19 protein-coding genes are annotated in these 20,538 nt (G+C 40.7%); 15 read left to right on the top strand and 4 right to left on the bottom strand.

Going from position 1 to position 20,538, the window contains the following annotated elements; all coding sequences use genetic code 11:
* Positions 1 to 162 precede the first annotated feature (162 nt).
* Positions 163 to 849, bottom strand: a complete 687-nt coding sequence (gene lexA, locus E7413_05540) for a transcriptional repressor LexA (GenBank protein ID MBE7019320.1) — start codon at positions 847 to 849, stop codon at positions 163 to 165.
* 174 nt (positions 850 to 1,023) lie between these two features.
* Between lexA and E7413_05535 the strand changes: the two genes are divergently transcribed.
* Positions 1,024 to 1,302, top strand: a complete 279-nt coding sequence (locus E7413_05535; protein MBE7019319.1) for a LysM peptidoglycan-binding domain-containing protein — start codon at positions 1,024 to 1,026, stop codon at positions 1,300 to 1,302.
* A gap of 52 nt (positions 1,303 to 1,354) precedes the next feature.
* Here the strand turns inward: E7413_05535 and E7413_05530 are convergent, their stop codons facing one another.
* Positions 1,355 to 2,182 carry a hypothetical protein gene (locus tag E7413_05530; GenBank protein ID MBE7019318.1) on the bottom strand — a complete coding sequence of 276 codons (828 nt, stop codon included), beginning with the start codon at positions 2,180 to 2,182 and terminating at the stop codon, positions 1,355 to 1,357.
* Positions 2,179 to 2,772, bottom strand: a complete 594-nt coding sequence (locus E7413_05525; protein MBE7019317.1) for a M23 family metallopeptidase — start codon at positions 2,770 to 2,772, stop codon at positions 2,179 to 2,181. The genes E7413_05530 and E7413_05525 overlap by 4 nt, the downstream gene beginning before the upstream one ends.
* Before the next feature lie 199 nt (positions 2,773 to 2,971).
* Between E7413_05525 and E7413_05520 the strand changes: the two genes are divergently transcribed.
* The 14 genes from E7413_05520 to E7413_05455 all read left to right on the top strand — a co-directional run bounded on the left by E7413_05520 (position 2,972) and on the right by E7413_05455 (position 20,182).
* Complete coding sequence (locus E7413_05520; GenBank protein ID MBE7019316.1) at positions 2,972 to 3,979, top strand: threonylcarbamoyl-AMP synthase; 1,008 nt, start codon at positions 2,972 to 2,974, stop codon at positions 3,977 to 3,979.
* A complete protein-coding gene (rimI, locus tag E7413_05515) occupies positions 3,976 to 4,410 on the top strand; it encodes a ribosomal-protein-alanine N-acetyltransferase (GenBank protein MBE7019315.1) in 435 nt (144 codons plus the stop codon). The genes E7413_05520 and rimI overlap by 4 nt, the downstream gene beginning before the upstream one ends.
* Before the next feature lie 17 nt (positions 4,411 to 4,427).
* A complete protein-coding gene (tsaD, locus tag E7413_05510; GenBank protein ID MBE7019314.1) occupies positions 4,428 to 5,516 on the top strand; it encodes a tRNA (adenosine(37)-N6)-threonylcarbamoyltransferase complex transferase subunit TsaD in 1,089 nt (362 codons plus the stop codon).
* Complete coding sequence (locus tag E7413_05505) at positions 5,513 to 6,769, top strand: insulinase family protein (GenBank protein ID MBE7019313.1); 1,257 nt, start codon at positions 5,513 to 5,515, stop codon at positions 6,767 to 6,769. The genes tsaD and E7413_05505 overlap by 4 nt, the downstream gene beginning before the upstream one ends.
* Before the next feature lie 16 nt (positions 6,770 to 6,785).
* The gene (locus E7413_05500; GenBank protein ID MBE7019312.1) at positions 6,786 to 8,069 is read left to right on the top strand and encodes an insulinase family protein; all 1,284 of its coding nucleotides are present in this window, start codon (positions 6,786 to 6,788) and stop codon (positions 8,067 to 8,069) included.
* Between the two features lie 36 nt (positions 8,070 to 8,105).
* Complete coding sequence (locus E7413_05495) at positions 8,106 to 9,020, top strand: prolipoprotein diacylglyceryl transferase (GenBank protein ID MBE7019311.1); 915 nt, start codon at positions 8,106 to 8,108, stop codon at positions 9,018 to 9,020.
* A 38-nt stretch (positions 9,021 to 9,058) separates the two neighbouring features.
* Positions 9,059 to 10,192: a DNA-protecting protein DprA gene (dprA, locus tag E7413_05490; protein ID MBE7019310.1), complete on the top strand. Its 1,134-nt coding sequence runs from the start codon at positions 9,059 to 9,061 to the stop codon at positions 10,190 to 10,192.
* Between the two features lie 25 nt (positions 10,193 to 10,217).
* A complete protein-coding gene (topA, locus tag E7413_05485; protein ID MBE7019309.1) occupies positions 10,218 to 12,395 on the top strand; it encodes a type I DNA topoisomerase in 2,178 nt (725 codons plus the stop codon).
* Positions 12,396 to 12,398: 3 nt separating this feature from the next.
* Positions 12,399 to 13,730 carry a methylenetetrahydrofolate--tRNA-(uracil(54)-C(5))-methyltransferase (FADH(2)-oxidizing) TrmFO gene (locus E7413_05480; GenBank protein ID MBE7019308.1) on the top strand — a complete coding sequence of 444 codons (1,332 nt, stop codon included), beginning with the start codon at positions 12,399 to 12,401 and terminating at the stop codon, positions 13,728 to 13,730.
* Positions 13,731 to 15,572 (top strand): TIGR03960 family B12-binding radical SAM protein, encoded by a 1,842-nt coding sequence (locus E7413_05475; protein MBE7019307.1) that lies wholly within the window; start codon positions 13,731 to 13,733, stop codon positions 15,570 to 15,572.
* 4 nt (positions 15,573 to 15,576) lie between these two features.
* Positions 15,577 to 16,674 carry an alanine racemase gene (alr, locus tag E7413_05470; GenBank protein ID MBE7019306.1) on the top strand — a complete coding sequence of 366 codons (1,098 nt, stop codon included), beginning with the start codon at positions 15,577 to 15,579 and terminating at the stop codon, positions 16,672 to 16,674.
* A 23-nt stretch (positions 16,675 to 16,697) separates the two neighbouring features.
* A complete protein-coding gene (gene rmuC, locus E7413_05465) occupies positions 16,698 to 17,966 on the top strand; it encodes a DNA recombination protein RmuC (protein ID MBE7019305.1) in 1,269 nt (422 codons plus the stop codon).
* Positions 17,967 to 17,979: 13 nt separating this feature from the next.
* The gene (locus E7413_05460) at positions 17,980 to 19,428 is read left to right on the top strand and encodes a nicotinate phosphoribosyltransferase (GenBank protein ID MBE7019304.1); all 1,449 of its coding nucleotides are present in this window, start codon (positions 17,980 to 17,982) and stop codon (positions 19,426 to 19,428) included.
* A 97-nt stretch (positions 19,429 to 19,525) separates the two neighbouring features.
* A complete protein-coding gene (locus E7413_05455; GenBank protein MBE7019303.1) occupies positions 19,526 to 20,182 on the top strand; it encodes an MgtC/SapB family protein in 657 nt (218 codons plus the stop codon).
* Between the two features lie 76 nt (positions 20,183 to 20,258).
* Here E7413_05455 and E7413_05450 read toward each other — a convergent pair whose 3' ends face one another.
* Entirely contained in the window at positions 20,259 to 20,489 is a 231-nt protein-coding gene (locus E7413_05450) for a hypothetical protein (protein MBE7019302.1), read from the bottom strand.
* Positions 20,490 to 20,538: the final 49 nt, after the last annotated feature.

The following is a 20,538-nucleotide window of genomic DNA, read 5'->3' as shown; positions in this document are numbered from 1 at the left end:
TTGCATGGCTGGCAGGCCAATAAAAAACGCACTTGTGCGTTGCCAGTAATATTAGGGCTATGCCCGAAAATGAAAAACCCCCCGTTACACGGGGGGATATTTATTTATTTATGATAAGAAAAAGAGCATATCAGATGATATGCTCTTTTTGTTTCGTATTCGTTAATAATTTCTGAACAGGCCAACCACTTTACCCAAAATCGTCAACTGCGTGGTGATAATGGGTTCCATGGTATCATTTTCAGGTTGCAGACGGAAAAATCCGTTTTCCTTATAGAAGGTTTTTACGGTAACTTCATCATTGATCATTGCAACCACTTTTTCACCGTTTTCAGCGGTAGGCTGACGGGCAACAATAATGAAATCGCCGTTTAAAATTCCGGCATTTATCATACTTTCCCCTTGAACGCGAAGCATAAACATATCCTGGTTGGTTGCCATATCCACGGGGAGAGGGAAGGTTCGCTCAATATTTTCTACTGCTAAAATCGGGCTGCCTGCTGCAACCTTCCCAATTAAGGGAACTTCTAAAATTTCGGGTTTTTCGGAAGCTTTCGGCACAAATTCCGTAGTGGTGGCGTCTTTCACAACGGAAATTGCACGATTCTTGGCAGAACTTTTATTTAACACGCCTTTTTCCTCTAAATTTTTCAAGTGTGTAAATACCGTTGCGGTGGACCGCAGTCCCACACCGATACAGATATCACGAACTGTGGGGGGGAATCCGTTTTTTTCCTGAAAATCATTGATAAAATCCAAAATCAGCTTTTGCTTTTTTGTTAATTCAACATCCATCGAAGATACTCCTTTCTGAAATTTTAATTTTCTATATGAAAAAGTTGCTATCATTTTGAGCATTTATGTGGTTTTTTCTTGAACTTCCTCTACAGTATAACACATAATTTTACATTTGTCAAACATTTGTTTGTAAAAATTTCAAAAAAAGTATTGACAAGAACAAATGTTTGTGTTACAATGTGCCTACAAAAGAAAACAAATGTTTGCTTTTAGGAGGAGAAATAGATGAAATTGACCAAGAAAGGAAAAAGATGTTTGTTTTTTGTTCTGGTTGCAGCTCTTTTTGCAATTGTAGCTGCCCTGAGCATTGCAGCCTCTGCCAGCGATGTGCAAAAAGAATATGTTTCCCATATTGTAAGCCCGGAGGATACCTTGTGGGATATTGCCGAGACTTACGGAACTAACGATGATGTGAGAAAAACAGTTTATGAAATTAAGAAGCTCAATCAAATGGAAAGCTCTGAATTGATTGTAGGAACAGAGTTGTTGATTGCAATATCGTAGCGAAAAAAAGGAAAAGGGAGCCATAGCGATTTTTCAATTGCCATGGCTCCTTTTAACATTCTGATATCGTTAGATTTTTTTCACTTAGTAAAATACGGTTTAAAATTTGTGTTTCGGTAACAGTTTTTAAAAGAATTCCGTTACGAAATACATTGACTACAAAATATTTCTCTCCACGAAATTGCTTGATCAATTTTTTAGCGGGATAATCCCACGGGACGCCTAAATGTTCCACCACTATCGCATCCCGAAAGGATGCCTTATTTGTACGAAAGGCATTTGTATGGAGCTTTTTGTATTCCAAAATTCGATTTCCTGACAGGAGCAAATAACAAAGAAACACAAGGATGATAATTATTCCGGAGCTTTTATCTGTTATGAAAAATAACACCATAATTCCCAATATCAAGGGAAGAATGAGAATCATACTGATTTGATACATTCGCTTTTTTGCATTGGTTTTCCCGAAGTGTTTTTCCAGATATAACAGGAGGGCTCTGCCACCGTCCAAAGGAAGAACGGGCAGTAAATTGACAAATCCCAAACTCAGATTTGCCAGAATCCATTGAGGATATAGTGGTGTGCGAAGCCAAATATAGCTTAGAATAAAACAAAAAGCAATCAAAAGATTTCCGATGGGAGCAGATAGATAAACTATGATATTTTCAGGTATTTTGCGATCAGTTTGGATAGAAATCCCAAAGGGTTCCAAGGTGATTTCCCGAACAGGAATCCGTTTTTTGCAGAGAAACCATAAATGGATTGCTTCATGAATGAAAAGCGCTGAATAGGTGACGAGAAACATCACAATGTTTTTTGATATCCAAGAAAGTGCAACGACCAAAAAGAATAGCGGATTGATACGAATATGTTTCATCATTTGGGTAAAAACAATGCAGGATTCATTCGTTTTTCACCTTTTCTAATCTCAAAATGAAGGTGGGGACCCGTAACGGTTCCACTTTCGCCTGCAATTCCAATGGGCGATTTTTTTGTAATTTTCATTCCTTCTGTTACCGAGACGCTTTCCAGATGGGCATAACAGGTGGAAAAATTCCCATCGTGAGATAGGATGATATAATTTCCGAACCGTTCATCTACACCGATTTTGAGAACTGTTCCCGAGGCAGCGGCTTTTACTTGATTATCCGAAGAAATATCAATATCAATTCCTGTATGCTGTTCCGGTTGATTTGTCAGGGGATTGATTCTTTCTCCAAAAGGAGAGGTGATATTTCCTGCAATGGGCATGGAAAAATCAGGGTAGGTGAGATGGGTCTGGTACGATACCTGCATATCAGAGAAAAACGCCCCCAGATTGGCTTCCCCTCTTAAAAAATAATCCAGGTTTTTCTTAAAATTAGGATTTCCCAACAAGAATAACAAGGAAATTGTCAGTAATATCAAAAATAAAAAACATCCGCTTTTCCGTTTGGGGACTTCTTTGGTATGTGATTTTGTTCTTTTCACTTTGTTTGCTCCTTTTTTGCATTTTTTATTTTTCGATAAGTTTTTGGACGATTTCTTGTCCTGTTAACACACAATATGAAAAAAATTAAAAAATATGTGCATTTTCTATGGACATTTTGAAAAAATGTGATACAATAGTATATTGAACGACTATACTATTATATACAGAAAAAATTTTTAGGGAAGGAGAAGGAAAACCATGGACACAATCGTTGTGCAAACAGATTGTCTGGACAAGGCGGCAGAGTTCATTAAAAAAGGTGAAACCGTAGTGTTTCCCACCGAAACAGTTTACGGGTTAGGTGCAAATGCGCTAAACGCTGATGCGGTGCAAAAGATTTTCAAAGCAAAGAATCGTCCTGCAGATAATCCTTTGATTGTGCATGTTTCTTCTCTTGCTATGATAGAGGCTGTTTCTTCCGATTTTAACCAAATGGCAAAAATGGTTGCGAAACATTTTATGCCGGGACCTATTACCTTGGTGTTAAAAAAAGCAGACTGTGTTCCTGATGTAGTTTCAGCGGGGCTACCCACTGTGGGCGTACGCTTCCCAAAACATCCTGTGGCGCAGGAGTTGATTACCAAAGCGGGCACTCCCATTGCTGCTCCCTCCGCCAACATTTCGGGTACCGTTTCTGCCACTACTTTTTCGGATGTGTACCGTGATTTAAACGGTCGTGTGGCAGGGATTGTGCAAGGTGATGACTGTGAGTTTGGGATTGAATCCACCGTACTGGATGTGACCGGCGAGGTTCCTGTGATTTTAAGACCCGGCAGCATTACTTTGGAAATGCTGCAGGCGGTGATCCCGGAAACCAGATTGCACCCGTCTTTAGTGGCGGGAACAAAGGTGGATAAACCTGCTTCTCCGGGTATGAAATATACCCACTATTCTCCCAAGGCAGAAGTGTTTTTGGTATATGGGGAAATGGAAGCTATTATTTCTCATTTTGAAACCAAGTTAGAAGATAGGGAATGTCTGTTTTTATTCTCCGAGGAATATGACGGTTTTTCTAAAAATAAAATGTGTTTGGGTACCAAAACCGATTTAAATCAAATGGCACAACGGATTTTCCGATTGTTAAAACAAGCTGATCTGGACGGCTACCAAACCATTTATATTCCTGCTGTGAAAGAAGAAGGCGTTGGATTATCGGTGATGAACCGCTTAAAGAAATCCAGCGGAGGGAAGGTGTTTTCTCTGTGATTACGGTAACCGCCTTAACTCCCCAAAATGTGCAGGGAGTTTATGAAGTGGAAAAAGCTTGTTTCTCCACTCCCTGGAGTTTAGAATCTTTCCAAAAAGATTTAACCAACGAAAATGCCGTTTATTTCTGCGTGGCAGATGACGGAAAAGTGATCGGCTATGTGGGAATGTGGGAAAGTTTCGGAGAAGGCAATATCAATAACATTGCCGTGTTGCCCGAATCCCGCAGAAAAGGATATGCCAAATTGCTTTTAGAACATTTGATTTCTTACGGAAAAGAACATCAGCTCACCTTCCTCACTTTAGAGGTAAGAGAATCCAATGAGGGTGCCAGAGCCCTTTATCAGAAAATGGGTTTTCTGGAAGTGGGCAGACGCAAAAAATATTACGAACGAAGAGAAGACGCCATTTTAATGACGTTGCATTTTTAAAACACGAGGAACCGTTTATGGCAAAAATACTTGCGATTGAAACCTCTTGCGACGAAACTGCAGCAGCAGTTGTCCAAGACGGCAGAACCATATTATCCAATATTATCTTTTCTCAGGCAGATATGCATGCCAAATTTGGCGGAGTTGTTCCTGAGATTGCATCTCGAAAACACATCGAAATTATCGACAAAGTGGTGGACGAAGCACTCGAAACCTCCGGCAATACTTTTGATGATTTGGATGCTATCGCCGTGACTTCCTGTCCTGGCTTGGTAGGTGCATTATTAACCGGTGTTTCTTATGCTAAAGCATTAAGCTATGGCAGAAAGTTACCTTTAATTTCTGTGCATCACATTAAAGGGCATATTGCCGCTAATTACATCGAAGATAAAGATTTGAAACCGCCTTTTTTATGTTTGGTGGTATCCGGTGGACATACTCAGATTGTGCACGTGAAGGATTATTTATCCTTTGAAATTCTAGCCAAAACCCGTGACGATGCCATTGGCGAAGCCTTTGATAAGGTGGCACGAGTGTTGGGACTCCCTTATCCCGGAGGTGTTCGGGTGGATAAAATGGCACAAAACGGCAATCCCGATAAAATCACTTTTACCAAACCTAAGCTTGGAGATACCGACGATTTTTCCTTCAGCGGTATAAAAACCGCAGTAAATTGTTATATTAAAAAAATCTTGACAAAGCCTGTGACCGAGTATGCCGACGATGAATTTTTAACAGAAGAAGGCTTTTCGGGACTTGGCTTAAAAGCGCGTGAGGGCGGCATCACCAAGAACGATGTGGCAGCTTCTTTCTCCAAAACAGTAACCAAAATGCTTTTGGATCCCTTCTTTAAACTGGCAAAAGAAAAAGGAATCAAAACCGTTTGTTTGGCAGGCGGTGTCAGTGCCAATTCTTTCCTTCGAAAAGAATTTTTTGCCCGTGGAGAAAAAATGGGGTTAAAAACCGTTTGTCCTCACATTTCCCTTTGTGGTGACAACGCTGCAATGATTGGAAGTTTTGCTTATTTTAAATACGAAAAAGAACTGTTTTCCGACAGTAGTTTAAATGCCATTCCCTATATCAGCATCGAGGAGGAATACCGATGATTGAAACAATCGGATCTATGAAAAAGATTTCAAAAAACGCAGATATTTTTATCTTACCTGCCGATAAATTTAAAACTTTTTCCGTAAGTTTTAATTTCTTTACTGAGCTTACCGCAGAAAGTGTTACGAAAAATGCCTTGTTCCCGTTTCTTTTGAAGCTGGGCAGCAAAAACTATCCTGATATGCTGTCAGTAAACAAGCGTTTGCAGGAATTATACGGCGGCGTGTTTGAGTGCCGTGTGGCAAAACGTGGCGATATGCATATGTTAAGCTTTGTCTTTGAATTTTTGCGTCCCGAATATTCCGATAGCGAGCAACTGGAAAATTCTTTGACATTTATGAAAGAAATGCTGACCAATCCTTTGGTGAAAAACGGCGGTTTTTCCGAAGAATTTGTAGCCAGAGAAAAAGAAAATTTAACTGATTATATCAACGGCATTATCAACGATAAACGGGAATATACCACCCTTCGCCTGATAGAAGAAATGTTTGAGGGTGACAGCTATGCCTTATATGAATACGGCAAGGTGTCTGATTTAGCTAACATTTCTGCCAAAGATCTATACAACAGCTACCTGGAAATCTTAAAAATTGCACCGCTTATGATTTTCATTTCAGGGAATTTGGATGAAAATCGTTTTATGGATACTTTTTCTGCTTTGCTGGAAGAAAAAAGAAAACCGTTGCCCATTAATAAAATTTATCATAAAAACCTTCCTTTACCAAAAAAAGTGGAAGAAAATGAAAACTTGGTGCAGGGAAAATTTGCTTTGGGATTTTCCACGGGTGTTTCTTCCGAAGACGAAGATTATTATGCATTAAATTTGTTAAACAGCGTGTTCGGTTCAGGCCCTCATTCCAAACTCTTTATGAACGTGCGTGAAAAAATGTCTCTTTGCTATTATGTGTATTCCCGATTGAATCGGTTAAAAGGCACCATGCAGGTTGGAATCGGCACCGATAAAGAGAACTTTAAAAAAGCACATGATGCTATTTTAGAACAGTTGGAGCTTTGCAAAAAAGGCGAAATCACAGAAGAAGAAATTGCCTTCTCCAAGAAATTCATTGTGGGCATTTTAAAACAAACTGCCGACAATCAGCATCATATTGCAGATTTTTATATGACCGGTATCTTAGCGGGAAGAGTACTCTCTCCCGAAGAATATATCAAAAAAATCGAAGCACTTACCAAAGAAGATCTGGTAAGAGTAGCTAAGAATATCACTTTGCAGACTGAATATTATCTGTCGTAAGAGGGGAGGAATCAGATTGCAATTTCAGAAACAAACCGAAGAAAGATTAGGCGAAACTCTGTATTTTGGTACACACGAAAGCGGTCTTGATGTATTCGTGCTTCCCAAAACAGGATTTTCCAAAAAATATGCTATTTATTCCGTAAAATACGGTTCCATTGATACCTCTTATACGGTGGGAGGAAAATTGGTCAATGACCCGATGGGGATTGCTCACTTTTTAGAGCATAAGCTCTTTGAATTGCCCGGTGGCGGAAACGCTTTTGACTTATTCTCCAAAACCGGCGGTAACGCCAATGCATTTACTTCTCACGATATGACAGGGTATCTGTTTTCCTGCAGTGACCATTTTAACGAAAATTTGGATATTCTGCTCTCCTATGTGAATGACCCCTATTTTACTGTGGAAAACGTGGCAAAAGAGCAGGGGATTATCGCTCAGGAAATCAAAATGTATGATGATGATCCCGAATGGAGACTGTTTAACAACGCGTTAGAAGCGCTTTATCACAATAATCCTGTAAGAAATGATATTGCAGGTACCGTGGAATCCATTGCAAAAATTGATAAAGACTTACTCTATCAGATTTATAACACCTTCTATCATCCCGAAAATATGGTGCTCTTTGTGGCAGGAGATGTGAATTTGGATGATGTTGCAAAACTGGTGGATAAAAATGTGCAGAAAAGAGAAACCCCGTTCTTAGTGGAGCGAACCGCTTATTTAGAACCTGACAGTGTTCACAAAAAAGAAATCAGCAAAGAAATGAGCGTGTCAAAACCCAGCTTTATTTTAGGCTTTAAAGAAAATCATGTGGGGCTTCTCGGGAAAGAACTTCTGAAAAAAAATATGGAAACAGGTTTAATTTTAAAAATGCTCTTTTCCCAGTCTGCTCCGTTATATAATGAGCTCTATAAAAAAGGCCTGATTAACGATACGTTTGGCTTTGATTGTATCAGCGGAGACCATTATTATGCAACCTTATTAAACGGGGAAGCAACTGATATTGATGCTACCTGTGAAGTCATATTAAAAGGCATTGAAAAAGCGAAACAGGAAGGCTTTTTAAAGGCAGATGTAGACCGTTATAAAAAAGCGGCCATGGGACGACAAATTCGTGCATATGATTCTTTGGAATCGGTTGCCAACAGCTTTTCTTCCAACTATTTTTACGGTATCGGCGCTTTTGACTTTCTGGAAGTTTATCCTACCATTACGGAAGAAAGTTTGCTTTTTAGGATGAAGGAAATCTTTAACGAACATTACGTGGTTTCTAAAATGTATCCTGTTTCAAAATAGCACGGAATCTGATTACAATAAAGGAGAAAATACACGATGAGTACAGTATCGTTCCCAAATCTTGGTTTATCATTTTGTTTGAATAAGGTTGCATTTGCTATCGGTTCTGTTTCTGTGCATTGGTATGCACTGATTATCTTAACCGGGGTGATTTTAGGATTTCTTTATGCTGTTCATTTTGCCAAACGGGAAAAACTGAACACCGATTATTTATATGATGTGTTGCTTTGGGGACTTCCCAGCGCCATTATCGGGGCAAGAGCATATTATGTGATCTTTAACTATTCTCTTTTTCAGGGAGATATCGGTTCTATGTTTCGGATTTGGGAAGGTGGTATTGCCATTTACGGCGCCGTAATCGGCGCGGTGGTTTCCACCTACATATATGCCCGCGTGAAAAAGTTATCTGTATTGCAGTTATTTGATATGGGTGCTTTCGGGCTGGTTGTGGGGCAAGCAATCGGCAGATGGGGAAATTTTGTGAACGAGGAAGCCTTCGGTTCTGCCACCAGGTCATTGTTTGCCATGAGCAGTGAATCCATAAAGGGAGAACTGTTAAGATCCGGAGCAATCACCAATGCAGAATTTATGGCAGCAAATATTGGTGCACATCCCACCTTTTTGTATGAATCGGTATGGAATCTTGTAGGTGCTGTGCTGTTAGGCGCGTTTCATAAATATAAAAAACATCATGGTCAGATTTTCTTTTTGTATCTCACCTGGTACGGTATCGGTAGATTCTTTATTGAAGGATTGCGTATGGACAGTTTGTATGCAGGGCCGTTCCGTATTTCTCAGATTGTGGGATTGGTAACTGCGGTGCTTGGTGTAGTAATGCTGGTGTATTATTTCAGAAAACCTGCAACTTTTACCGTGGAACCTGTTTGCAAAAAAAACAAAAAAGAGAAAGACGCAAAAGAAGCAGAAGAACCTACCAAAACAGAAGATTAATAAATCGCAAATTCTAAAAAAAGGAGATTATTCTCTCTATGATAAAAATATCTGAACAGGCACCCTATGCCATTTGGCTCAATCAGATGCTCGGCTACGGAAACCAGTGTACCAAGCAGTTGGTGACTCATTTTGGTTCTCCCAGGGCAGTGTTTGATCTGACTGCAGACGAAATTGAAAAAATTACTTTCTTAAACAAAAAGCAGAAATCAATGCTTTATAATAAAAATCTGGAGTATGCTCGTTCGGTGATTGAAGCTTGCCGGGAAAAGAGAATTTCTGTGTATTGCTTTGGAGACGAAGATTATCCGGATTGTCTTTCTGTGATTTATGCACCGCCTATGGTGCTTTATGAAAAAGGCAAGCATTTTGATTATGATAAAATTCCTGCATTTGCAATTGTAGGAACCCGTTCCTTAACAGAGTACGGCAGACGTACCGCATTTGATTTTGCCAAAGATCTGGCGAAAAGCGGGCTGCTAGTCATCAGCGGTATGGCAGACGGTTGTGATGCTCAGGCACATCTGGGAGCCTTAAAAGCAGGCAAACCCACCGTTGCGGTATTAGGAACAGGTGTGGATATTATTTATCCTAAGGTAAACACCGAGCTTTACGGCTATATTGTGGATTATGGTGCTGTTCTGAGTGAATATCCGCCCGGCACCAAGGCAACCAAATATTCGTTTCCCCAAAGAAATCGTATTATCAGTGCGCTTTCTATGGGAACTTTGGTTGTAGAAGGGGATCTGGACAGCGGTTCTTTATACACGGCAGATCACGCAAACAATCAGGGGAAGGATGTATTTGCCATTCCCAATAATATCTATGCGGAAAACAGCCGCGGAACCAATCAGCTACTTAAGGAATTTGCCTTGATGGCAATTTGTCCTTCTGATATTGTGGAGCGTTATGTGGATCGGTTCCCTGAATATTTATATCAGGAAGCAAAGAAACACACAGTTCCTCACGAAAAATATTTAGAAGCTCTCAAAAATCTTACCGACGAAGAAAAGCAGGTTGTGGCAGAACTATCCGACAAACCGAAATATATTGATGAAATTGTGAGAAGAACCGGTATGCCCGCAGGCAAGGTAAACGGCATTTTGACTTTGCTGATGCTCAACGATATTGTCTACATGGTACCCGGCAATTCCTATGCATTAAAGCTTTAGAAACAAAAAAAGGAGAATATATTACATGGCACATAACTTAATCATTGTAGAATCCCCTGCCAAGGCAAAAACCATTGAAAAATACCTTGGCGGCGAATATGAGGTGATTGCCTCCATGGGGCATTTGAGAGATTTGCCCAAGAAAACCATGGGGGTGGATATTGAAAATAATTTTACTCCCAAATATCAGATTATGCCTGAACGTAAGGATTTGGTGAAAAAACTCAGTCAGCTTGCAAAAGAAGCCGACTATGTTTATTTGGCAACTGACCCTGACCGCGAAGGAGAAGCAATCAGCTGGCATATTGCCAATTTATTAAATATTGACGAAACCAAACCGTGCCGTGTAACCTTTAATGAAATTACCAAAACTGCAGTTACCGAAGCGATGAAATCTCCCCGTGCGATTGACTTGGATTTAGTGGATGCGCAGCAGGCACGCCGTGTTTTAGATAGAATTGTTGGTTACAAATTAAGCCCGTTCCTTTGGAAGAAAATCAGAAAAGGTTTGTCTGCAGGGCGTGTTCAGTCTGTTACCGTCCGTATGATTTGTGACCGTGAGGAGGAAATCAACCGTTTTGTTCCGGAAGAATACTGGACAATGGACGCTGAATTCTTAACCGAAGACAAGAAAAAATTGGTTTCCCGTTTGTATGGTAAAAATGGCAAAAAATTTGAAATCAAAACTGCCGATGTGGCATCCGCCGTGGCAAACGAATTAAAATCTGCTGATATTACTGTAAAAAGTGTGAAGAAAACCGTGAAAAAGCGGCAGGCATTTCCGCCGTACAGCACCAGTACCCTCCAGCAGGATGCATCCAGAAAATTAAACTTCACCTCCCGCAAAACCATGTCTGTGGCACAGACCTTATACGAAGGGGTGGAAGTGGCAGGAAAAGGTCTTCTTGGTTTGATTACCTATATGAGAACCGATAGCTTACGAGTATCTCAGGATGCTGTTGTAGCGGCAAAAGAATACACGTTACAAAACATCGGAAAAGAATATTATCCCGATAAACCCAATGTGTACAAGAAAAAAGGTGCCAACACCCAAGATGCGCACGAAGCAATCCGTCCCACCTATATTGATTTGGAACCCGATCAGATCAAAGGTTCTTTAACTAACGATCAATATAAACTCTATAAACTCATCTGGAATCGCTTCTTATCTTCTCAGTTAAAACCTGCGTTGTTTGATGTTATTACTGTGGAAGTGGAAGCGAACGGCAAAAGCGCAGTGTATAATTTCCGTTCTTCTGCGCAGAGCATGACTTTTGATGGCTGTATGAAATTCTATTTGGCACCCGATGAGGAAGAAGACGATAAGGTGAAAATTCCGCCTGTCAGCGAAGGGGACACTTTAGCCTTATCCAAATTGAAAGATAAACAGAATTTTACCACACCGCCTGCCCGTTATACGGAAGCAAGTTTAATCAAAGCGTTAGAAGAAAAGGGGATCGGACGTCCGTCTACCTATGCCCCCACCATTTTTACCGTATTAAGTCGTGAGTATATTGAAAAAGAAGGTAAAGCATTAAAACCCACTTCTTTGGGAACCTTGGTAACCGATGTGATGAAGAAAAGCTTTGCCAACATCGTGGATGAAAAATTCACCGCTACTATGGAAGAAGAATTAGACGGCATTGAATCCGGTAAATATTGGAAAGACGTGTTGGGAGCTTTCTACAAAGATTTTCAGCAAGAACTGTCTGAAGCTGACGAAACCGTGGAAAAAACACCGGAAGTAACCGATGTGCTGTGTGATAAATGCGGTGCAAATATGGTCATTAAAAGCGGAAAATTCGGCAAGTTCTTAGCTTGTCCCAACTATCCTGACTGTAAAACCACCAAGCCTTTGATTAAAGAAATTGAAAATATTCCCTGTCCCAAATGCGGCAATAAGCTTTTGGAAAGAAAATCCCGTACGGGCAAAATTTTCTACGGTTGCGAAAAATATCCCGAATGTGATTTTGCTTCCTGGGATAAACCCACCGGTAAAACCTGCGAAAAATGCGGTAGCTACATGATTGTGAAGAAATATCAGCGTGGCGGTAAGGAATATTGCTCCAATGAAGCTTGCGAACTGAGTGCACCCAAGCCGAAGGCGAAAACCGAAAAAACAACCAAAACAACCAAATCTGCGAAAAAAACAACCAAAACAACTACCAAGAAAACCACTCAGAAAAAATCTGAAAAGGAATAAATTATGAATCAGACCATTCATATTGTGGGCGGTGGCTTAGCAGGCGTGGAAGCAGCTTATGCCATTGCCAAATTAGGCGGAAAGGTGAAGCTTTACGAAATGAAGCCTCACAAAAAATCACCTGCCCATCGCAGTGACGATTTGGCGGAACTTGTCTGCTCCAATTCGCTGAAAGGCAACAGAATTTCTAATGCCTGCGGACTCTTAAAAGAAGAGCTTCGCTTGCTTGGTTCACTTTGTATGAAAAGTGCAGAGTTATCCCGTGTTCCTGCTGGGGACGCATTGGCAGTGGATCGTGACAAGTTTTCCCGCTATATTACCGATGTGATTAAAAATCATCCCAATATTGAAGTGGTTTCCGAAGAAATTACCAAGATTCCTGATGGCGTTTGCATTTTAGCAACAGGACCGTTAACTTCGGAACCGTTGGCAAAAGAAATTGCCAATCTTCTGGGAGAAGAAAGTCTGTACTTTTTTGATGCGGCGGCACCGGTTGTTGCAAAAGACAGCATTGATATGTCTGTTTGTTACAAAATGGCACGTTACGGGAAAGGTACTGACGATTATATCAACTGTCCTTTCACCAAAGAACAGTACGATGCATTTTATCAGGAACTGGTGAATGCCAAATTAGCTCCTTTGCACCTGGAAGAAGAAAAGAAAATTAAAGTGTTTGAAGGATGTATGCCCATTGAAGTGATGGCAAAACGTGGGGAGAAAACCCTGCTGTTTGGTCCTATGAAACCTGTAGGATTGCCTGACCCTGTAACAGGAAAGGAATATCATGCGGTGGTGCAGCTTCGCCAGGAAAATGCGGAGGATACTATGTATAATCTGGTTGGTTTTCAGACCAATCTGACTTTCCCTGAGCAAAAAAGAGTGTTCTCTATGATTCCGGGGTTAGAACATGCAGAATTTCTGCGCTATGGTGTGATGCACCGAAATACATATATCAATGCTCCCAAAAATCTATTACCCACCAATCAGTTAAAACGGCATCCCAATCTGTTTTTAGCAGGTCAGATGACCGGTGTGGAGGGGTATGTGGAATCTATGGCATCCGGCTTTTTGGCAGGAATCAACGCGTTCTTATACATTCACGAAGAAGAGCCGATTGTTTTCCCGAAAGAAACTGCACTGGGCTCATTGTTAGCTTATATTACCGATGAAACCATCAGTAATTTCCAACCGATGAATATGAACTTCGGCATTCTGCCGAAATTAAACGAACGAATCAAATCCAAGCAGGAGCGTTACGAAAAAATCGCTACCATTGCTCTTAACAAAATGAAAGAATTTATCCAAGAAAACCATATCTTACAAGGGGATTTATAAATGGCTACAGTAAACTTACAAAGTCGTCTGGACGAAATCTTATGCGAGGTGGAAAAACCTGCCCGCTATGCCGGCGGAGAATTTAACAGTGTGGTAAAAGATTGGGATAAAACCGATCTGCATTTTACCTTCTGTTTTCCTGATTTATATGAAATCGGGATGTCTCATCTGGGTATCAAAATTTTATATGATATCTTAAACCGTCGGGACGATATTTGGGCGGAGCGTTCCTTTATGGTGGCGCAAGATATGGAAGATAAACTTCGTGAAAAGGAAATTCCGCTGTATTCTCTGGAAAGTAAAATGCCCTTAAAAGACCACGATATAATTGGGTTTACCTTACAGTATGAACTTTCTTATTCCTCCATTTTATCTATGCTGTCTTTGGCTCAGATTCCGCTTCTGGCAAAGGATAGAGACGATACTTATCCCTTGGTTTGTGCAGGTGGTCCCTGTGCATTTAACCCTGAACCTTTAGCTGATTTTATTGATTTCTTTATGATTGGCGAAGGGGAAGACGTGATTGTAAAAGTGTCTGACATTGTGTTAAATGGCAAGAAAAACGGCACATCCAAAGCAGACATTTTAAAAGAACTGTCCGAACTTCAGGGCGTTTATGTGCCATCTTTGGTGGAGGTTACCTACAATGAAGACGGAACCGTGAAATCCATTTCCAAAACCGTGGAAAAAACGGTGATTGAAAATCTGTCGGATGCAATTTTCCCCACCAAACTAGTGGTTCCTTTTGTGGAAGCGGTGCACGATAGAATTACCTTAGAAGTAATGCGTGGATGTATGAGAGGATGCCGATTCTGTCAGGCGGGTTACATCTACCGTCCCAAACGGGAAAAAGATGCGAACAAGTTGTCTCAAATTGCTCAGCTATCTTTTTGTAACACAGGTTATGAAGAAATTTCTCTTTCTTCTTTATCCACCAGTGACTATTTGCAGTTAAAAGATTTAAAAGGACAACTCAATACTTTCACCAAAGAAAATATGATTAACTTAGCGCTCCCATCTCTTCGTATTGACAATTTCCACGAAGAAGCGCTGGAAAGCTTATCCGAAGTGCGAAAAAGTTCTCTTACCTTTGCTCCCGAAGCGGGAACTCAGAGAATGAGAGACATTATCAATAAAAATATTTCCGAAGAAACCATTTTAAACACCATGCAGTTTGCATACGAAAACGGATGGTCCACCGTGAAGCTTTATTTTATGATCGGGCTTCCCTTTGAAACAGATGAGGACGTTTTGGGCATCTGTGAATTGGTGAAAAAAATCGAATCCATTTATTACAGTGTTCCCAAGGAAAAACGTGGCAAACGTTTCGGTATTACCGTTTCGGTATCCACCTTTGTTCCAAAGCCTCACACACCCTTTCAGTGGGCACCTCAGGATTCTTTTGAAACCATTTTGCATAAGCAGAACTTGTTAAAGGAAAACTTGCGTTCCAAAAATATCCGCTTAAACTGGCACGATGCAGAAACTTCCGTGTTGGAAGCTGTATTTGCCCGTGGCGACCGCCGTTTGGGTAAGGTTATTTTAGAAGCCCATAAGCTTGGCTGTAAGCTGGATGGTTGGAACGAATATTTCTCCTATGAAACCTGGCAGAAAGCATTCGAAAATACTGGTGTGGATATGAAATTTTACAGTGAGAGAGAACGCTCTTTAGACGAAGTTCTTCCCTGGGATGTCACTTTCTGTGGTGTGACCAAAGAATTCTTCCAACGGGAACTTTTAACCGCCAAAGAAGCGCTTACTACTCCAAACTGTCAGGACAAGTGTGCCGGATGCGGTGCCAACCGATACAAATGTAATAGTGTATGTCATAATAGGGGATAGAAAAATGAAAAGAATGATTATAGAAACCAAAAAATTGGCGGAAAATGTTCAAAATATCAAAGCATTTTGTCAGGGGAATACCATTTTTGCAGTGGTAAAAGGAGACGGCTACGGTCTGTCGTTGCTGTCTTACGCGAATTTTTTAATGGAACAAGGGATTACTCACTTTGCAGTATCGGAAGCACAGGAAGCCATCACGTTAAAAAGTGATGAACGCTTCACAGATGCCACTGTTTTACTGTTAACTCCCGAAAATAATGCTGGTATTTTAAAGAGATTGTTGGAACTTGGTGTTACCTTAACGGTGGGAGCAAATGCTCATCTGGAGCTGATTGCAAAAGTATCCAAAGAAGTGGAAATTGCTCCTAATGTTCATATCAAGGTAGATACAGGTTTTGGTAGATTCGGTTTCTCATACCGTAAGGAAACAGACATTTTATCCGCTTTCGAAGAACACGGAAAAACTGTAAATATTACAGGCGTTTTCACCCATTACTCCTGTTCCTTCGAATCCAAATACCAAATCACCAAAGCTCAGGACGAACGATTTGATGCCATTTTGGAAAAGGTACAAGCGAAAAATCCTGAACTTTTCCAAAAACTTATCATTCATAGCGCAAACTCCTGCGGTGCTTTGTTGTATCCTAACAAAAAACGTAATGCAGTTCGTATCGGCTCCGCTTTTTTAGGACGTCTTCCTATGAAAGCACCCGTAAAATTAAATCGGATTGCTTATCTGGAAGTGCGTGTATTGGATGAAAATTCCTTGAAAAAAGGGGATAATGTTGCTTACGGAAATACCTACAAAGCAAAAGAAGACATCAATACTGCTGTCATCGGAATCGGCTATAAAGACGGATTCTTTACCACGAAACAAAATGATGCATACCGTTTGATTGACGTGCTTCGTTATATGTACACTGATTTCAGAAGTATCGGTAAAAAACAGTATTTGTATCAGGGGAAATATGAAATTTTGGGACGTGTGGGTATGTATTGTGCCATTGTGAGAAACGATGGCAGTTTGCACACAGGCGATATCGTAAAAGTGGATTGCAATCCGTTATTCATTGATTCTGCAATCCCCAGAGAATATCGCTAACGTTTCAGAAAGGAGCTTCTTTGATGGAATATGTCCTTTTATTATTATCTGTTGTGATTGTGGTTCTTTTGATTGTGCTTTTAACAGGAAGAAACAATCAAAATGATTTTTCCACTCTTCGGATGGAATTAACCAATCAGTTAAAAAATATGTCCGATATGTTATCGGAATCTCAGAAACAGAGTGCAGAGCATCAGGATGCCCGTATCAAAGATTTGAATAATCGTTTTGAATCCTTTCAAAAGGATGTGTCCGAACGGCTAAAATCTTCCGAAGAACGGCTCAATCAGTTTTCTTTGAACAATGAGAAAAAATTGGAGCAGATTCGTGAAACGGTGGAAAATAAACTCACCCATATGCAGGAAGATAACAATAAAAAACTGGAAAAAATGCGGGAAACTGTGGACGAGAAATTGCAGAAAACCTTGGAGGACCGTATCGGGAAATCCTTCCAATTGGTATCAGAACGGCTGGAAGAAGTGTATAAAGGGTTAGGAGAAATGAAGACCTTAGCTTCCGGTGTGGGTGATTTAAAGAAAGTGCTTTCCAATGTGAAAACCCGTGGTATTTTAGGAGAGATTCAACTTGGTGCCATTTTGGAGCAGATGTTTTCCCCTGACCAGTATGAAACCAATGTAGCAGTGAAAAAGGGAAGTGCCAATGTGGTGGAATTTGCCATCCGCTTACCCGGTGACGGAACGGAACCTTTATATCTGCCCATTGATGCAAAATTCCCTGTGGATGCCTATACGCAACTCACCGATGCTTATGACAGTGGCGATACTGCACAGATTGAAACCGCAAAAACTGCTTTGGATCGCCGTATCAAGCAGTTTGCCAAAGACATTAGCGAAAAATACATATCACCTCCGGAAACCACCGATTTTGCCATTATGTTTTTGCCTGTGGAAGGGCTTTATGCCGAAGTGGTACGTCACGGTATGGTGGAAGTGTTGCAGCGTGATTATAAAGTGAATATTGCAGGTCCCACCACCATTTGTGCATTCTTACAGAGCCTGCAGATGGGCTTTAAAACTCTTGCCATTCAGAAACGTTCCGGTGAAGTATGGAATGTGTTGGGGGCTGTGAAATCAGAATTCCAGAAATTCTCCGATGTAATCAAATCTGCACAGCAGCGTTTGGATCAGGCACATGGAGAACTGGAAAAATTGGTAGGAGTAAGAACTCGTGCCATCCAGAGAAAGTTAAACAGTGTTTCTTCCTTATCTGAAGAAGAAACCAAAAAGATATTACCCGATGTTCCGGAATTACTGGAATCGGGAGACGAATAAGAAGGTGCATTCTATGAAATTTAATCCGAACATTAATTTATCCATGCTGACTGACTTTTACGAATTCACCATGTCAAATGGCTATTTCAAAAACGGAATGAAAGACACTGAAGTTGCCTTTGATTTGTTTTTCAGAAAAGTTCCAAACGACGGTGGCTATGCCATTATGGCAGGTTTGGAGCAGATGATCGAATATATCAACAATCTGCATTTTTCGAAAGAAGACGTGGAGTATCTGCGCACAAAAGGTATTTTTTCGGAAGAATTTTTAGATTACCTTGCAAACTTTTCTTTTTCCTGCTCTGTTTGGGCAATTCCTGAAGGAACCCCTATTTTCCCTATGGAGCCCGTAGTGACTGTTCGCGGACCCGTGATTGAAGCACAGCTGATGGAAACCATGTTGTTATTAACCGTGAACCATCAGTCTTTGATTGCTACCAAAGCAAACAGAATTGTGCAGGCTTCCGAGGGCAGAGCGGTTATGGAATTTGGTTCCCGCCGTGCCCAGGGGTATGACGGTGCCATTTACGGTGCAAGAGCTGCTTATATCGGCGGATGTGCAGGAACTGCCTGCACTGTAACCGACCAGCTTTTTGATATTCCCGCTTTGGGTACTATGGCTCATAGCTGGGTGCAGATGTTTGATACTGAACTGGAAGCATTTCAGACTTATGCAAGATGTTATCCTGCTGATTGCACCTTGCTTGTGGATACTTATAATGTGTTAAAATCAGGGATTCCCAATGCCATTAAAGCATTTGATACAGAGGTAGTTCCCAAAGGATTTCGTCCCAAGGGAATTCGTATTGACAGCGGTGATATTACCTACTTATCCAAGAAAGCGCGAAAAATGTTGGATGATGCAGGATATCCCGATGTAAAAATTGTGGCATCAAACTCTTTGGACGAACATATTATCCGTGATATGCTAAATCAGGGTGCAAAAGTGGATACTTTCGGGGTTGGGGAACGCCTTATCACATCCAAATCCGAACCGGTATTCGGCGGTGTGTATAAATTGGTATCTGTATTTCGTGACGGGGAAGAAATTCCGAAAATCAAGCTATCGGAAAATGTTGCCAAAATTACCATTCCCGGCTTTAAGAGCTTATATCGCCTTTATTCCAACGAAACAGGAAAGGCAATTGCAGATGTTATCACCAAGCATGACGAAAATTTTGATGGGGTAACTGAATATGAATTATTCGATCCTCAGTTTACCTGGAAACGAAAAAAAGTAACCAACTTTACTGCAAGAAAATTGTTGACTCCGATTTTTGAAAAGGGAAAACAGGTGTATACCTCTCCCACATTAAAGGAGTTAAAAGATTATTGCCAAAAAGAGGTGGCAACCCTTTGGGATGAAGTCACCCGATTTGAAAATCCGCATACCTATTATGTGGATTTATCCCCCGATTTGTGGCAAATTCGGGAAAACATGCTCCAGCATTACAACGCATAACTTTCATCAGTTGAGCATATCATTAGCATAAAATAGGGGAATCAGAGAAAAGCCCTTTTTTTGCTATCGGAATCTACTGATGAAAGGAGGGAAAAATATGAATCAGATTTTTTCAAATCAGAGTTTGCTGTATCTTGTGCGACTGGTTGTTGCAGGTTTGTGTGGTGTAGTTATCGGTTTTGAAAGAACCAACCGTGCCAAAGAAGCGGGGCTTCGAACTCACTGTATTGTAGCGATTGCATCCTGCCTTATGATGTTGGTTTCCATTTATGGCTTTATGAACATTGAAGGCGTTACTACCCGTGATCCTGCCCGTATTGCGGCGCAGATTGTCAGCGGGATTGGTTTTTTGGGTGCCGGCATGGTATTTGTGAAGCATCAGATGATCAGTGGTTTGACCACTGCTGCAGGGATCTGGGCAACTGCAGGTATCGGTATGGCAATCGGCTGTGGTATGTATGTGGTTGGTGTTGCCGGCACATTGCTGATTTTATTGGCACAAACCATTTTGCATTTTCGCGGCAGATTTACTGCCAAACCGAGAAGTAAGATTCTCACTGTCAAAAACATTGAGAATGCAGACGTGATTAAAGAACGTTTTCAGGACAACAAAATCATTGTTTTTGATACCAATGTGGTTAAGAAAAACGGAATGTTTACTTATGTGTTTTACATAGAAATTCCTTATGATTTAAACGAGGAAGAATTCCTTCGTTCCATTCCGTATGACTGCGGATTAAAAAGCGAACTGTAATGAAAAAAGGAACTGCTCTTTTGGGGCAGTTCCTTTTTTCTTAAGAGAGGATTTAAAAAATTGAGATAGAAATGGTTTAAGAATGGGTTCCGACGGCTTCCTTGGATTCTTTGATCGCAACATCCAAACGCTTTTTTGCTAAGTTTAAATTCATAATGGCAATGTCGATATATTCATCCATGGTTGCTTCGTTAAATTTGTTCCACGCAATCGCAACCTCTTGCCGTGCTTCCATAACTGCATCAACAGAAGGGTTTTCTTCAGGCTTTTGAAATAATGCTGCAATTTTTTTAATTAATTTTTCCATCAGGATTCCGCCTTTCATCATGTTTTCCTATGAAAAGTATATTCCAAAT

Source organism: Oscillospiraceae bacterium (genome assembly GCA_015068645.1).
GTDB lineage: Bacteria > Bacillota > Clostridia > UMGS1840 > UMGS1840 > SIG452.
The sequence above is the reverse complement of the archived record's forward strand: the minus strand, read 5'-3'. Positions and strand labels throughout refer to the sequence as shown.